16 protein-coding genes and 1 pseudogene are annotated in these 12,565 nt (G+C 70.5%); 12 read left to right on the top strand and 5 right to left on the bottom strand.

Going from position 1 to position 12,565, the window contains the following annotated elements; genetic code table 11:
• Positions 1-551 precede the first annotated feature (551 nt).
• Positions 552-1,079 carry a hypothetical protein gene (locus ACFYXA_RS07265; protein ID WP_352246175.1) on the top strand — a complete coding sequence of 176 codons (528 nt, stop codon included), beginning with the start codon at positions 552-554 and terminating at the stop codon, positions 1,077-1,079.
• 49 nt (positions 1,080-1,128) lie between these two features.
• On the opposite strand, the gene ACFYXA_RS07260 is transcribed toward ACFYXA_RS07265, so the two are convergent.
• The 3 genes from ACFYXA_RS07260 to ACFYXA_RS07250 form a co-directional block, all read right to left on the bottom strand.
• Complete coding sequence (locus ACFYXA_RS07260) at positions 1,129-1,524, bottom strand: hypothetical protein (protein ID WP_352246176.1); 396 nt, start codon at positions 1,522-1,524, stop codon at positions 1,129-1,131.
• A gap of 303 nt (positions 1,525-1,827) precedes the next feature.
• Positions 1,828-2,355 (bottom strand): HD domain-containing protein, encoded by a 528-nt coding sequence (locus tag ACFYXA_RS07255; protein ID WP_352246177.1) that lies wholly within the window; start codon positions 2,353-2,355, stop codon positions 1,828-1,830.
• Complete coding sequence (locus ACFYXA_RS07250; RefSeq protein WP_389029190.1) at positions 2,259-3,470, bottom strand: helix-turn-helix domain-containing protein; 1,212 nt, start codon at positions 3,468-3,470, stop codon at positions 2,259-2,261. Before ACFYXA_RS07250 ends, ACFYXA_RS07255 begins: the two co-directional genes overlap by 97 nt.
• Before the next feature lie 181 nt (positions 3,471-3,651).
• Between ACFYXA_RS07250 and ACFYXA_RS07245 the strand changes: the two genes are divergently transcribed.
• The 5 genes from ACFYXA_RS07245 to ACFYXA_RS07225 all read left to right on the top strand — a co-directional run bounded on the left by ACFYXA_RS07245 (position 3,652) and on the right by ACFYXA_RS07225 (position 6,547).
• A complete protein-coding gene (locus ACFYXA_RS07245) occupies positions 3,652-4,050 on the top strand; it encodes a DUF6415 family natural product biosynthesis protein (protein WP_389029187.1) in 399 nt (132 codons plus the stop codon).
• 115 nt (positions 4,051-4,165) lie between these two features.
• Positions 4,166-4,570: a hypothetical protein gene (locus ACFYXA_RS07240; RefSeq protein WP_352246181.1), complete on the top strand. Its 405-nt coding sequence runs from the start codon at positions 4,166-4,168 to the stop codon at positions 4,568-4,570.
• Positions 4,567-5,265, top strand: a complete 699-nt coding sequence (locus ACFYXA_RS07235) for a DUF6875 domain-containing protein (protein WP_352246182.1) — start codon at positions 4,567-4,569, stop codon at positions 5,263-5,265. The genes ACFYXA_RS07240 and ACFYXA_RS07235 overlap by 4 nt, the downstream gene beginning before the upstream one ends.
• The gene (locus tag ACFYXA_RS07230; protein WP_389029183.1) at positions 5,181-6,065 is read left to right on the top strand and encodes a protein kinase; all 885 of its coding nucleotides are present in this window, start codon (positions 5,181-5,183) and stop codon (positions 6,063-6,065) included. The genes ACFYXA_RS07235 and ACFYXA_RS07230 overlap by 85 nt, the downstream gene beginning before the upstream one ends.
• Positions 6,059-6,547, top strand: a complete 489-nt coding sequence (locus ACFYXA_RS07225; protein WP_389029180.1) for a GNAT family N-acetyltransferase — start codon at positions 6,059-6,061, stop codon at positions 6,545-6,547. The genes ACFYXA_RS07230 and ACFYXA_RS07225 overlap by 7 nt, the downstream gene beginning before the upstream one ends.
• Before the next feature lie 167 nt (positions 6,548-6,714).
• Here ACFYXA_RS07225 and ACFYXA_RS07220 read toward each other — a convergent pair.
• Positions 6,715-7,533: pseudogene (locus ACFYXA_RS07220) on the bottom strand (IS5 family transposase).
• Between the two features lie 41 nt (positions 7,534-7,574).
• On the opposite strand from ACFYXA_RS07220, the gene ACFYXA_RS07215 reads away from it, so the two are divergent.
• From ACFYXA_RS07215 to ACFYXA_RS07205, 3 genes are all read left to right on the top strand, one after another.
• Positions 7,575-7,928 carry a hypothetical protein gene (locus ACFYXA_RS07215; protein WP_352246186.1) on the top strand — a complete coding sequence of 118 codons (354 nt, stop codon included), beginning with the start codon at positions 7,575-7,577 and terminating at the stop codon, positions 7,926-7,928.
• 63 nt (positions 7,929-7,991) lie between these two features.
• Positions 7,992-8,792: a DUF6042 family protein gene (locus tag ACFYXA_RS07210; protein ID WP_389029175.1), complete on the top strand. Its 801-nt coding sequence runs from the start codon at positions 7,992-7,994 to the stop codon at positions 8,790-8,792.
• Complete coding sequence (locus tag ACFYXA_RS07205) at positions 8,789-9,352, top strand: AAA family ATPase (RefSeq protein ID WP_389029172.1); 564 nt, start codon at positions 8,789-8,791, stop codon at positions 9,350-9,352. Before ACFYXA_RS07210 ends, ACFYXA_RS07205 begins: the two co-directional genes overlap by 4 nt.
• Before the next feature lie 34 nt (positions 9,353-9,386).
• On the opposite strand, the gene ACFYXA_RS07200 is transcribed toward ACFYXA_RS07205, so the two are convergent.
• The gene (locus ACFYXA_RS07200) at positions 9,387-9,884 is read right to left on the bottom strand and encodes a YfbM family protein (RefSeq protein WP_389029169.1); all 498 of its coding nucleotides are present in this window, start codon (positions 9,882-9,884) and stop codon (positions 9,387-9,389) included.
• Between the two features lie 314 nt (positions 9,885-10,198).
• Here ACFYXA_RS07200 and ACFYXA_RS07195 point away from each other — a divergent pair, with 314 nt between their 5' ends.
• From ACFYXA_RS07195 to ACFYXA_RS07185, 3 genes are all read left to right on the top strand, one after another.
• Positions 10,199-11,392, top strand: coding sequence for a protein kinase (locus ACFYXA_RS07195; RefSeq protein WP_389029166.1), 1,194 nt, complete (start codon positions 10,199-10,201; stop codon positions 11,390-11,392).
• Between the two features lie 112 nt (positions 11,393-11,504).
• Positions 11,505-12,170: a hypothetical protein gene (locus tag ACFYXA_RS07190; RefSeq protein WP_389029163.1), complete on the top strand. Its 666-nt coding sequence runs from the start codon at positions 11,505-11,507 to the stop codon at positions 12,168-12,170.
• Positions 12,171-12,198: 28 nt separating this feature from the next.
• The gene (locus ACFYXA_RS07185) at positions 12,199-12,477 is read left to right on the top strand and encodes an orotate phosphoribosyltransferase (RefSeq protein ID WP_389031586.1); all 279 of its coding nucleotides are present in this window, start codon (positions 12,199-12,201) and stop codon (positions 12,475-12,477) included.
• The last annotated feature ends 88 nt before the right edge of the window (positions 12,478-12,565 follow it).

The raw sequence follows: 12,565 nt of genomic DNA, 5'->3' as shown, positions 1-12,565 counted from the left end.
ACTCAGTGGCCCTCAGAGCAACCCACGGGATGTCGCACAGCAGCAGCGCCGACAACTACGTCAGCGCGACCGTCTACACGGCCTACGGTACCTGCCCCAGGTCGCTCCTCGACCAACCCGGCCCCAGCCACCTACGGCTAGACGACCAGACCCCTCAGGCTCACCGACCGTGTCATCCAAGGGACCCAGGCACCCGGCCCGACGGTCAACGACGCCAAGTACGCCTACGACTCCTCCGGCAATCCGACCTCCGTCACCGACCAGCAGTCGGAAACCGGCCACACCTTCACCGACCAGTAGTACTACAGCTACGACGCCCTCGACCGACTAACCGACGAACGACAACCGCGCCGCCAACCCGCTCACGTCCGGCACCCTCACCACCGCCGCGGGCTCGCACTGGCAGACCTTCAGCTACGACGCCATCGGTGACCGCCGTCAGAGCTACGACGCCGGCAAGAATCAGCGGGTGGAGCGACCGTGCAGGAGGCCTGTCATGCGCCCAACTCGCCATCTCCTGCACGGCAGTTCCTGCCGATACGCTGCCGGTCATGGGTGGCCTTGATGACGAGATCCGAGCAGCACGCGCCCGCGCCGACTCCTGGGCGAACGCTGACCAGCGGCGAGCCGAGCGGGAGCAGGGCGAGGCAGCGGAGGTCCAGCGGCTCCTGGCAGAAGCGGTAGAGCGCTTGAGGCCGTACGGCTCCGAGGTCTTCGTCCAGGTGAAGCCCGCGCTGTTCCGCGGCGAGTACACCGCCAACGGCCAGCGCTTCCGCCAGTTCGCACGACAGCGCTGCTGGCAGCTCTCCCGCCTCTCCGGCCGTCGGCGCGGTGAAGACGGCCAGATGGAAGACGATTGGATGGAATCGCCGATCCTGCTGCTGGCAGACGGCACTGCGGGCCGCTTCTGGCTGGACAACGACATCAGCCCCCAGCGCGAAGGGGAGTATGTGTCCTCCTACGCCCCGGACCCGCTCACGAAGGGCTCGTTCCTGGACACGTCGAACGGCGATCTGCCCTCACAGCTCAAGCGCCGCCTGGGCGAGGCCATCGTCAGCTACGAGCGCGCCGGGCGGTGACGGCAGGGCGGGACACCGGCGTGGACGTCCCGCCCTCCCGTCCCGTAGCTCACGCGGTGGCCGGCTCCGGCACTTCGAGGCACTCCGCGACCCGGCGCGCCATCGCGGCCACCTCCGGCGGGAACCGGTCCAGCGATCCGAGGTCGTCGCACAGCTTGGCCCGCAGCCCGTGCAGGCACGCCATCGTGAACAGCACCTCCGGATGGTCCTCAGGCCGCTGCGCAGCCTCCGCCTGGCGCTGCCCGCGGCCGTACATCATCCGCACGGTCCCGAGCTCGTTGGTGCCTGCGGGCGCCGCCTGACCGAGCAGGCCCGCCAGGTGCGCCCGGTCGTCCTCCTGCGGTCCGTCAGCCCGGCTTTGCTGCTGGTTGATCTGGAGGTAGCCGTTCAGGGTCTCCGGGTCCACGCCGACCTGCTCGCAGTACGCGGCAATCAGCATGGCCACGCTGTCCATGGTGTCGGCCGCGTCGGTGGCCCGGTACAGCGTCTCCGTTTCCAGTCCCGGGCGACGTCCGAGGCCGCGTAGCTCAGGACCTCCTGGCAGCGCTCGACAGCCTCATACACCAGCTGGTTGACCGCGCGGCGCATCGGCTCGGGCATCGGAGTGTGTTCCATGGCCGCACGCTAAAGGGGCCGCGCACCCGGAGACCGCTGTCACGGCCACTCGCTCACCCGGACGCAGCAGCACAGGCCTGAACGGCAAGAGGCCCCCGGCACCGCCAGGGGCATCGCCAGGGACGGCGGCTGGTCAGGGCAGGAAGTTCTGCTGCCACTGGAGGGAGTCCATGCTCAGCGCGGCGTCGGCGAGGGCCTTCGCGGACGGCGTCTTGAGCGAGGCGAGGCTGGTGTCGATCCAGTTCTGGGTGAGGCTGTAGCCCTGCTCCCGGTACTCCACCGCCTGCACCAGGCATTCGAGCTTGTCGGCGTCGCGGGCGACGATCGCCTCCGGGGTTTCGCCGGCCTCGTACTCGTCGACCGCGCTCTGTACCCCGGTGCGCACGGCCGGATGCGCGTTGGCGACCTGGTCGGCGGTCACCTCGCTGTTCGGGGCGGCCTTGATGTACTTCCGGCCGATGTGCGGGATGTCCCCGACCCGGGTCTCCTGGCTGTCGTGGAAGAGGCACATCAGCGCGACCCGGGCCGGGTCGACGCCTTCCATCATGGCGAGTACCGAGCCGATCACCCCGACGCGGAAGGAGTGCTCCGCCACGGATTCGGGGGCCTTGTTGCCGGTGAACCACCAGCCGGTCCGTGCGACGCGCTTGAGCACGCCCATCTCGGAGATGAAGCTCGCGGTGCCCTTGTGAGTGTCGTCGGCCATGCGGTCCTCCGGTGTCGGCGGTTGTGGTCGAAAACGTAATGGACGCGGGCCAGTTCGCGCCGCGATCTCGCGGACAGAGCGGTCCCGTCCAGGAGTTGGCCGGCCTGCTCGCGTAACGGGTCCGCGAGCGGCCCGGCGGCCTGCGCCAGCCATGGGAAAGCGGTCAGCAGCGCCCACAGCGAGTGCCCGTACAGGTCGACGTAGCCGGGCGCGAGGTGCAGCCCGCGGGCAAGTCCCCGCAGCAGGGTCACCGGATCCCACCCCGACAGGTCCCGGTTGCGCATGAACGCGTCGTCCGGCTGCGGCAGCGGCAGCGTCCCGAGCCACAGCGCCCAGTAGTTCAGGTTCGCGGCCTCCGCGGTGTCGTCGTCGGCCAGGGCGCGGTCGATGAAGTCCAGCAGCGGCTGCGGATCACCGAGGCGTGCGAGCGCGGTGGCGGTGGAGCGGGCCTCCGCCCAGTGCGGGGACCAGCCCCGCCGGGCCAGCACATCCTGGCGGCGGTGAAGGGTGTGCGCGGTCCACGCGGCCGCGTCCGGGCCTCGGTCGTACGAGGCGAGGTAGAGCGCCTGGCGGTGCAGCAGCACCCCGCCCTCGCCCTGCCGGGCCGCCGCCTCGGTCGTGCTCCGCAGGTGGTCGAAGAACACCGCCCGGTCCGCGGTCGCCAGCTGCGGCGCGGCGGCGACCGGGCCGCGCCTGGGGCGGGGTAATCGTCCGGCGAGCGCCGGCGGGACGGTGCCGTTCAGCGCCCAGGCCAGCATGTGCGCGGTGTCCCGGGTGTGCACCCACCCGGCCAGCGGGTGCGGCCCGCCGGCCTCATCCTCCAGTCCGGCTGCGATGATCCGGTCCGCGTCCATCGCCGCGTCCAGCCACGGCACCAGCGCCACGTCCGCACCGAGCGTCGGCAGCCGCCGCCGGAGCTCCAGCAGCGCCCCGGCCCGCATGTTCGCCAGCGGCCGCCGCCCCGACTCCCAGCCCTGAAGCGTCTCCACATCCACGCCCAGGGCCTCCGCCAGGCTGGCTTGTGTGCACGGGATCGACTCGCGGACCAGGCGCAGCACGAATCCGCTCACCACACCTGCTGATGTTCGCCTGGGCCTGCCCATACCGGCCTGCTCCCCGGTCGCCCTGCGCACCGAAACCCGTACTCACCGTCAGTCCTACCGCATCGGGCCCGCCCCTACCGTCGGGATGCGGTCGATGTCCGACGAATGAGACCGTGCCGCCCGCGACCACCGACCCGGCGAGGCCCCGATGAGCAGCACACACCTGGTCTTCCACGACTCCGACGGGCGCTTCGACACCGAACTGCCCCTCGACCGGGAGCTCCACAAAGCTCTGGTCAGAGCCGTGCTCGGGTGGACCGGCAACCCCGGTCTTCCGCCTGCGGACCTCCAGCAGATCGCCCTGCTGCTCACCGGCGCCGCTCGCACCGTCGCCGCCGACGTCCGTCGCGCCGCGGACCTGCTGCCTGAAGACCACGCCGCCCGCGCCCTCGCCGACGTCGTCCTCGAGGAAGCCGACCGGCGCCTGTCCGTCCCGGCGGAGTGCACCGCGCACTGCGCCCAGAGCCACGCCCGGCTCGTACGCGCTCTGTACGAGCGCCTGGACCGCCTCGCGAGCGTCGCACCCCAGGCCGTCACGGCCCCCTGAGACCCCCGCGCACCCGGCCGGGACCAGATCCCTCCGAGTGCGCGGCGCACCGGCACCACCGCCTGGCCCAACCCGGGCCGGGCGAGCACCACTCGACACCGAGAGGGGCACCACCGTGAGTACCGCAACGACCGAGCTGCGCCGGTTCCTGACCATCACCGGCCAGCGCTTCACCACCGGCCAGTCCGCACCCGAGATGTTCTCCCCGGCCGTCGACAAGGCGTGGCAAGAGATGATCGGCACCCCGGCCTACGAGGCCCTGTGCCTGGAGACCGCCGGCCAGCCGATCCGTCACGTCCCCAACAACGGCCACGGCCCGATCGCCTGGGTCGCCGCCTACGAAGAGGCGTACGGGCCGCTGCCGGAGATCTGGTTCACCGACGCCGACGGCAACGTCGACCAGGACGCCGTCGCCCGCTACCGCCAGACCGGCACCGTGGTCGCGGAGTGGGACTGCGGCCCCGCCGGCGGCGACGGCGACGACGTCGCGCCCGACCAGCCGGAGACCGCCCGCCGGTGACCACCGGCCGCACCAGCGCAGCGCTCCGGCCCACCGCCGGGGCGCTGCGCCTCGTTGAGGCCAGCACCACCCGGCCGACCTCCGTGGACATCAGCGGCTACGCGCGGCAGATGACCGCCCACTGCCCCTACCTCGCCCCTTCCCTCCAACAGGGTCTGACGACCTGGACGGTCTACCGCGCCGACGGCGACGCCGAAGCCGTCCAGGCGGAGCTCTTCCACGCGGGCGCTCAGGCAGCGGAGTGGCTGAGACCCTTGCTGAACCGGCCGCACGGCCTCCTGCGGTGCGAGAACATCGTCCTGTTGGGCGACGTACCCGGTGCCCGGCACCGTGACCTGATGGCCTGGCCGCACTGGGTGCTGAAGAACCTCTACGGCCCGGTCGGGGTGATGTTCGGCAAGTTCTATGCGGGAGAAGAGGAAGTCACCGCGGCTGGCCACCGGATCCCGGCCGCCCCCGCCTCGTTCCTCCCCGTGAGGGCCGCCGTCCGTCGCCGCGACCCCCGCTTCCTGAGCGCGACCCCCGACCTGGCTGCCGCGCTCGCCGCGGCCGACGACGACGGCCGCGACGTGTTCGAGCACATCCCCACCGAGTGGATGGAGATCCGCACATGGGCACAACACCTGCTCCCCCCGGCGAAGCCGTCGCCCTCCTCACCGGCCAGACCGGCGAGCCCACCGCCATCCACGTCCTGAGCGACCGGCGCGGCTCCCGGGCCTGGAAACTCCAGGGCCCCAAGCGCGCCGTCGCGCTGAAGGCCAACAACCCCGACGGCGACAACGCCCGCGACAAGGCCGCCGAGATGGTCCAGGAGGACGACCACCTTTGTCGCCTCACCGCCGCCGGCGCCCTCAGCCCCGACTACCGGGTGAGCGCCGGAACATGGGAAGGCGGCCGGTGGCTGGCCGTCAACTGGATCGACGGGGTGCCCCTGTGGCGGGCCCTCGCCCTCGCCCGCGGCCCGGAAGGAGACCGCGCCTCGGTCCGTCCCTGGCTCGCGGGCATCGCCCGAACCTGGACAGAGCAGCTCGCGCTCATGCACGCCGCCGGGTGGGCCCACGCCGACGTCCAGCCGACCAACACCCTCGTCACCCACGACGGCCACGCCGCCGTCATCGACTACGCCCTCGCCTGCGGCCCCGGCGACGACCGCCGCGTCCCCTACCGGGGAGCCCTCACCCACACCACCGCCCCCGAGCTCGCCACGCAGATCCTCGACACCCCCGCCGACACCCACATCCAGGCACAACCCTCCGCCGACATCTGGAGCTTGGGCGCCTCCCTGTTCTGGTGCTGGACCGGACAGCGCCCCGTCGCCTACGACGACGACCTCGACCGGCTGGAGAAACTGGCCGTCATCGCCCGGGGCGCCACCACCGCGCTGCACGACGTCCGGCCATGGCCCTTCCCCGAGTTCGAGGACGCCATCACCGCGTGCCTGGCCCCCGACCCCGCCGACCGGCCCACCGCGAAGGAGCTGACAGCCGCATGGTGACCCTGCGCGCCCTGGCCCTCGACGACGCCCCCGCCCTCACCCGCATCTACAGCGGGGCCTCCATCCGGCACACCACCGGCAAGCCCCTCACCCTCGAACAGGCCCACCACAAGATCCGCACGGCCCTCGCCCGAGCCGCCGAAACCCCGCGCGCACAGTGGAGCTGGGGCATTCTCCACGAGAACGACGTGATCGGCCTGATCTCCCTGCGCCGACGCACCCCGACCATGGGCACCATCAGCTACATCCTCCGGGACGACAGCTGGGGCCACGGCTACGCCACCCACGCCGCCCACCAGGTCATCACCGCCGCCTTCACCACCGCCGGCCTCAACCGGCTGGAGGCCATGCACCACCCCGACAACCCCGCCTCCGGCCGCGTCCTGGCCAAAGCCGGGTTCACCCGCATCGGCACGGCCGACCGAGACACCGAGACCGGAACCGTCCCCTACGAGCTGTACGCGCTGGAAAGCGGTGCCTGACATGAAGCTCAACGACCTCGGCCCGCTGATGGCCCGCCGCCAAGACGGCGGCCTCAGCTTCGACCGCTTCCGCGCAGACCCGGCACTGGCCGCCCTGCAATGGCCCAACGACGTCCTGGTGGGACTTCCTCTTCGACCACGGCGACAACGGCCACTTAGACCGTGTCCTACGTGGTGAGGCGGACGAGTCGTTTGTAGCAGCAGAGGGCGGCGGCGAGGCCGAGAAAGGCCAGGTAGTTGCGGGGATCGCGTTCGTAGCGGGGGCTGAGTCTGCGGTAGCCGGACAGCCAGGACATCGTCCGCTCGATGACCCAGCGGCGGCGGCCCAATCGTTCGCTGGACTCGATGCCTTTGCGTGCGATCCGTACTCCGATGCGCTTGCCGCGTAACCATTTCCGCAGGTCGGCGCGGTCGTAGGCTTTGTCCGCGTGGAGGCGCTGGGGCTTGAAGTGGCGGCCGCGATCGGGGTCGTGTCTCGTTTGGTGACCCTCGATCATGGGCTTCAGCCCTTCGCTGTCGTGGGTGTTGCCGGCTGAGACGCCGACGAGGAGGGGCAGTCCGTTCGCGTCTGACAGGACGTGCATCTTGGAACCCGGCTAGCCCCGGTCCACGGGGCTCGGACCTGTGTGTTCGCCCCTTTTTTTAGCGCGGACATGGGCGGTGTCGAGGACGACGCGGGTGACATCGACGAGGCCGGCGTCGTCGAGCTGGTGCAGCACGGCTTCGTGCAGCCGCCCCCAGACACCGGCTCTCGACCAGATCAGGAAGCGGCGGTGAGCCGTCGACTTCGATATGCCGAAACAGGGCGGCAGCTGCCGCCAGGTGCAGCCGCGGATCAGGACGTAGACGATGGCCGCGAACAGCGTCTCATCAGGCGTGTCCTGCGTTCCGCCGTCCTGCGGCCGCACCCTCGACGGAGGGATCAGCGGCTTCGCGATCTCCCACAGCCCGTCCGGAACAATCCAACTCCACTTACCCCGCCCCATACCGAGGTCAACGAGCCCTCACCACGTAGGACGCGGTCTTAGTGCACGACTACGGACACGTCGATCTGCGCGCCATCACCTGGAAGCTGGAGACGATCCCGGCCGCGGCCTTCCCCACCATGCCGACCGGCGAGAGCGACGCCGGCTGCATTGAGAGCTACGCCGCCGACCCGGTGCACTGGGTCAAGGTGCGGCCCCCGGAAGTCGGCCGGCACTGGGATGACCACGGGACGTGGCTGCGCCCGCCGCTCCTCATCGACCGGCGCCTCCTGGACCCGGCGGACAGCGGACTGCAGGTCCTGGAGGGCCGCACCCGCGTCGGAGTGCTGTGCGGCCGCCTCCGCGAGCAGCTGCGCGTCGCCCCGCACCACCAGGCGTGGGTGGGACGTTCGTGAGAACCTGCCGCGTCTCGCTGCGTACGCTGCGAGCACCGAGGTGTTTTCGAGGAAGAGCTGCGGATGACTGAGAAGGCGTCTGTGCCCGGGCCGCGCCGGGACCTGGCGATGCACAACGACTGGTGGGTGTCGGGCTGGGAGCACGTCCTGCCGCGTCAGGGCTTCCCGCTGACCATGCTGATCGGGACGGCATGCCAGCCCGGTTTCACCGGCTCACTGGCCGACCTGGTGCACGAGCTCTTCGACGGGCACTGGGACATGATCGGCGGCGACCTCGACGGCGCGCTCACCTTCTCCTGGCCGGATGAGGAATGGGACTACGAGGCCGCGCCGGAGGGCCGCGAGGCATGCGAGGCGGCCCGCTGGGAGCAGTTCAGCACCATGCTGACGGCCGCCGGCTTCCCGGTGCCCACCACCGTGCGGGATCTGTCCGAGCTCTACCTGACGTGGGGCCTGGCCCGCCGCGAGGAGACGCCGGACGGCACCCGGTGGTCGATGCCCGCCGCGCTGCCGCTGCCCGGCGACCTGCTGCCCCTGGACCCTGAACTCACCGAGCGCCTAGATGGGATCCGCTGGACGATGCGCACCGGTCCGCTGCTCGACACCCTCATCGACCACCTGGTCGACGATCTGGGTGAACCGGCAGAGACCCTCACCTCCCTGGACCGGCTGGCGGCAGCTACGGGCCAGGACGTCGACGACGTCCGGCTCGCTCTCGCGGAACTCGTGAAATCCGGCGACGCCCGTGTCCAGCGCGGCGAGGAGCCGGCCGACGCGGAGCGCCTGGAGGCCCACCGCCGCTTCCGCCTGGTCATGGACTGGGAGCACTTCCACGAGAACCGCATCCAGGTCAGCCGCGGGTGACTGAGGCCGTGCACGGCACCGTGGGGACCGGCGACACGCGTCTGATCGTGCTCCGCGGCAACAGCGCCTCGGGCAAGTCGTCCGTCGCGGCCGGCCTGCGCGAGAAGTTCGGCCGCAACCTCGCCATCGTCGCCCAGGACAACCTGCGCCGCATCGTGCTGCGCGAACGTGACCGGCCCGGGGCTGCGAACATCGGCCTGATCGACCTCACCGCCCGCTACGCCCTGGACAACGGCTTCCACGTCGTCCTGGAGGGCATCCTGTACGCCGACCGCTACGGCGCGATGCTCCAGGACCTGGTGCGCGCCCATCAGGGCGTCACACGCTGCTACTACCTCCACGTGCCCTTCGATGAGACGGTGCTCCGGCACGCGACGAAACCAGATGCCGAGTACCTTGCGCACGTCCACGAGGGCCACCTACGGGACTGGTACCGAGAGCAGGACCTGCTCCCCGACGGCCTGGAGACTGTCGTTGACGCGGCCAGCACCCTGGATGACACGGTCCAACAGATCCTCTCCGAGAGCGGCCTGGACGGCATTCTCCCGATCGACCGCTGAGCTTGTCATTTAACGTCTGGCCGCCGGAGGTGGCTCAGTCGAGCCAGATCAGCACTGCGTGACCGGTGGATGCGGCATCTTGGAAGAACTCTGTCAGGGGAGTAAACAGGTCGCGTGCCCACTCCAGTGAGGTGGGCGAGTCCCAGATTCGGGGGTAGATCTCGGCCTCGGCGAGTTCGGAGGGATCGACACCCTGGATGAGCTGGTCATACGTCGTCTGGCGCAGGGTGTCAGCGGTCAGCCGGACCCGATCTGGAGTCAGGTATTGCGGCGGTCCGTAGCCCCAGTCGTCGGCAACGAGGGGCTCCTCGCCGTGGACGATGTCGACCGGGAAGGCGGAGCGTCGCAGGAGGAAGCCGAGCAGATCCCATGTCTGGTGCGTGGTGAAGTGCCGAGCCTCGTTCGGTGCTGGCTCGTGCTCCTCCTGCGCGTCCTGAATCTTCTCGGCGAGGTCCAGAGCCCATTCGGGATTCTTGAGGGCACGGTCCAGTTCCGCAGGTGTGACGCGTAGGTACTCCCCGTTCATGCTCATGGGGCCGCAGCATACGGAGCAGATCTGGCAGCGGGGCTGGGCCCCAGGCCGCAGGTCACTCTGTTCGTCGGGGCTTGGTGCCCTTCTTGTCGTGGGCTGGCCGGGCGTATGCCTCGCCGGTGGCGAGGACTCGCCCGACCTCGTGGCGGGGTGCTAGCTAGGGCCGTGACCGCATAGGTTCACCGGTTTGGCGGTTAGAGCGCGAGTCGATGCGGTCACAACACCGGGCGGTTCCCTATCGCATCAACAGGCTCCTCCGGGACGAAATGCCCGACTCCGCCGGCACTTACGTGACTTGCGCCATAATCGGCCCGGTGAGGGACAAATTAGGACCCGGAGCAGTGCTGGCCGGTGGCCGCTACCGGATCGAGGTAAAGCTCGGCAGCGGCGGCATGGCCGACGTCTTTCGGGCCTACGACACGAAGCTCGCCCGGATGGTCGCCCTCAAGGCGATGCGGAACGGCCTGTCGTTTGATGACGGGTATCCGGCCCGGTTCCGGCGTGAGGCGCAGGCCATGGCCGCCATCAGCCATCCGCATGTGGTGTCGGTCCACGACATGGGGGAGGAGCCCGTCCCGTACATCGTGATGGAGCTCGTCAACGGTCGCAGCCTCGCCGATCTACTGCTCGAACGGCACGCTCTGCCGGTGGCACAGGCTCTCGATCTTGCCTCGCAGGTGCTGGCCGGGCTCGCAGTGGCCCACGTGCACCAGCTGGTCCACCGTGACATCAAGCCGGGAAACGTGCTGCTCACGGTGAACGGGACGGCGAAGGTGGCGGACTTCGGGATCGCCCGTGCCGCCCAAGGGGCGGGGACGGCCCTCACGCGAACCGGCCGGATGATCGGCACCCCGCACTACATGTCACCAGAGCAGGTCCGGGGCCGCTCCGACATCGACGGCCGTTCCGATCTCTACTCGGTCGGTGTGATGCTGTTCCAGATGCTCGCCGGGCGACTCCCCTTCGAGGCCGATTCCCACTATGCGATCGGCTACCTGCACCTCACAGCCGTCCCGCCCACCCTCGCCTCCCTGGGCATCGCGGTAGACCCAGCGGTGGAGGCGGTATTGGCCCGCGCCCTGGCGAAAGAGCCCGCCCACCGCTACCCGGACGCGGAAGCGATGCGTGCGGCGCTGCAACAACCTGCACGGGCGCAACAGCCACCCTTCGTGCCCCCGCGACCGCATCAGCCCCCGCGGCCCGTCGTCCCCCGCGGCCGGCTGTCACGCGCCCGCCGGCTACTCATCGCCCAAGCAGTTTGCCTGCTCGCATGGCTGCTAGGAGCCCAGACGTATGCGGCCTGGCTGGCGGTGTCCGGGGCCCTAGGGGCCGTCATCGTCGGACTGCCGGGGCTGTGGATGTCGTGCTGGGCGGCGCTGCGGCACGGCACACCACGGAGCCAGGCCGTCAAGATCAAGACGACTGTCGCCATAGTCCTTCACGGAGGAGTGGTTCTCTTCCTCCTGACGGCCATTGTGGTTGCGCTAGTGGCTCCAGGGGGGCTGTGATCGCACAGGTTCGCGCTCCAGCCGCCACCCCGGTGAACCTACCGACGTCGACCTGGTCGTCGCCGTCCGCGACGACTGGCTGCCCGCCCTGATGGGCAGTCTGGACGCGCTGATGTCCACCACCTTCGGCACGCTGCTGCCGGGCTGGCGGGACACCATCGTCGGCAATCTGGGCGGTGCCGGGTTCGTCTACCTGTTGCCGCACGACGGCCACCTGCTCCAGCTCGACCTGTACCTGTGCCCGACCAGCGCCGTCGGGGCGCTGCGCCGCAGGATCGGCCCCCGCCTGCTGTGGCGGGGCCCCGGCGCCGACGACACCGCCGACCCGGTCACCCAGCAGCGCACGGCGCAGCACCTCGCCCGCGCGGCACAGGCGCCAGCGGACTGCGGCCAACTGCTGGTCCAGGCGATGGTGCTGCACGCCATGCTCCGCAAGCGCCTGGCCCGGGGCCAGCAGTACATCGCCTACGGCCTTCTGCACGACCTCAACGCCACCTGCCGGGACGTCATCCGCACCGCGCTGGTCCCGCATTCCCGGCACCACGGCTGGTACCACCTGCCCGACGAAGTCGGCCGCACCGCCACCGGCCGAGAGTGCCTGACCGAGCTGACCGAGGCGCTGACCAGCCCGCCGGTCCCCATCGTGGCGCAGGCCGACGACGCCCTGGACCGCATCGTGCGCCTCGCGCAGCGGATCGCCCCGCACGTCACCGACTCGCTGACCAAGGAAATCACCGCGTACCGCGCCTACCAGCAGCACGAGGAAGGACTGGCATGACCCGCACCCCGCAGCCGCACTCGCGGAGCTGCTGCCCGACGACACCGAGGCCCTGGCCGGCCCGGCGCTGGCCGGGGTCCCGCTGGTCACGGCGGTATCCCTGCACACCGGTCTGCCCGCCGCCTTCCTGCGCCCGGCACCGAAAGACCACGGCACGTTGCAGCAGATCGAGGGCGCCGACCCGAGAGGCCGGCGAACCGCCCTGCTGGACGACACCGCCCGCAGCGGCACCAGTCTCCTGCGCAGCGCCCGCCTACTGCGCATCGGCGGAGCGCTGGTGGGCACAGCCGTGTGCGTCCTGGTGTGAGTGGGCGGTGGGGTGGCAGTGGGTGGGCGTCAGCGGGATCGCGGGGTGGATGTCCTGGTAGGGGGTGCAGGACGGGGCTGTGGTTGCT

The organism is Streptomyces sp. NPDC002566 (assembly GCF_042889585.1).
Classification (GTDB): domain Bacteria; phylum Actinomycetota; class Actinomycetes; order Streptomycetales; family Streptomycetaceae; genus Streptomyces.
This window is presented reverse-complemented; position numbering and strand designations above follow the sequence as displayed.